The organism is Bradyrhizobium sp. 154, assembly GCF_023073875.1.
Classification (GTDB): domain Bacteria; phylum Pseudomonadota; class Alphaproteobacteria; order Rhizobiales; family Xanthobacteraceae; genus Bradyrhizobium.
The window spans coordinates 1-1,870 of record NZ_JADPKG010000091.1; the positions used below are offsets into that span (position 1 = coordinate 1).

Annotated in this window: 1 protein-coding gene; it reads left to right on the top strand. The window is 63.3% G+C overall.

The annotated features are described in order from the left end of the window. Positions 1–559: 559 nt before the first annotated feature. Positions 560–1,732 carry an acetylornithine deacetylase gene (gene argE / locus IVA92_RS21030; protein WP_247276188.1) on the top strand — a complete coding sequence of 391 codons (1,173 nt, stop codon included), beginning with the start codon at positions 560–562 and terminating at the stop codon, positions 1,730–1,732. Positions 1,733–1,870: the final 138 nt, after the last annotated feature.

Consider the following 1,870-nt stretch of genomic DNA (forward strand, 5'->3'; position numbering starts at 1 on the left):
GATCACCGGTCTACTTCAACACAGTTGCTCCTCGGGGAGCGATGCACTATTGCCCCCGTCGCCTTGCCGATGGCTGATGCCGCGGTCCGGTTGGGCCGCTCACATCACCGCAAGACTTGGCGCACAGACCCCGGGCGCCAGGACCACACGATTTTGCCGTACGCCGATCACACCGGTCGAGTGCGCGAGGCTCTTCGCTCACGGCTCTCCGCCCTGCGAAACCCTTGGCGCCGATGTAACCTGCGTCCACCGCCGCCCGGCCCGCGTGTCGTGACGATCGCGATACGCCCCTCTTGCCTGGGCCGGGTTGCCGCGACACATACGCGATTTCCGAATTTCGGTAAAGCGGAATGTTTTGGATGGCGCGCGTTGACCCACGGCTGGCGTGTTTTGCCCGTCAGGCAACACAAGACCTTGTAGCCTTCCCCTCGTCATTCCGGGGCGACGACGTCGCAAGCCCTGAATGACATTGTGGCTGCATTTGCCCATCCCGCCGCCGCGCTGGTATGGTTCCTGCAAGCTGCCTCGGCTTCCGCAATCTCCTGACAAGATCCTTAAAATGCCAAGCTCAAGACCCGACCGCATCCGCAAGCTGCTCGCCGACCTCGTTGCTTTCGACACCGTCAGCGACCGCACCAACCTGCCTCTGATCACCCATATCGAAAGCTATCTCGCCACGTTCGGCATCAAGTGCGAGCGCATCGTCGATGAGACCGGCGAGAAAGCCTCGCTGTGGGTCACCATTGGACCGGAGGACCGTCCCGGCCTGGTGCTGTCGGGCCACACCGATGTCGTGCCCGTGGTCGGCCAGGACTGGAGCCACGATCCGTTCAAGCTCGTCGAGCGTGACGGCAGGCTCTACGGCCGCGGCACCACCGACATGAAGGGCTTTGTCGCGGTGTGCCTCGCGATGGTGCCGGAGATCGTGGAGGCGAAGCTCAAGACGCCGATTCATCTGGCGATCTCCTATGACGAGGAGATCGGCTGCGTCGGCGTGCGGCCGATGCTGCGCGAGGTGGCGAAGAAACGCGTAAAACCGCTCGGCTGCTTTGTCGGCGAGCCGACCGAGATGAAGGTCATCATCGGCCACAAAGGCAAGCACGGTGTCCGCGCCACGTTTCGCGGCCTCGCCCGCCATTCCTCGATCGCGCCCGACGGCGTCAACGCGATCGAATATGCCGCAGAACTGATCACCGAAATCCGTCGTCGCGCGGTAAAACTCGCGGCCGCGCGATCAACGGACAGCCTTTACGACGTTCCGCACTCGACGCTGCTCACCAGCATCGTGCATGGCGGCGCCGCGCTGAACATCGTGCCGGATACCTGCACGGTGGATTTCGAATGCCGCGGCATCGGCATCACCGAGTCCAAAGAGGTGACCGATGCGATCGTCGCCTGGGCCAAGGCCGAGCTCGAGCCCGCGATGAAGAAACAGCATCCGGAGTGCGGCATCGGGTTCGAGGAAATCCTCGACTATCCCGCGCTCGACACGGCCGCCAACGCCGCCATCGTCACGCTGGCCAAGAGCCTTGCGGGGCGCAACGATCACGCCAAGGTCGCGTTCGGCACCGAGGCGAGCCTGTTCGCCAGCATGGCCGATATTCCCTCGGTAGTGATCGGCCCGGGATCCATCGCGCAGGCGCATACGCCGGACGAGTTCGTCGAGATGGCGGAGCTGGAGAAGTGCGCGGGGTTCGTGGAGAGGCTGATTGCGCATTGTGTGAGGGAGTAGAGCGCTAAAGCGTGATGGCATTAAGTTCGATAGCCTGAGTTTTTGAGGTAATTGGCGCATTCGTCGGCGGTGAAGGCATCGAGTGCGTGGCCGATTGCGGCGCAGACCGCATCGACGGTTCGGGCGGCAGCTTTGCGG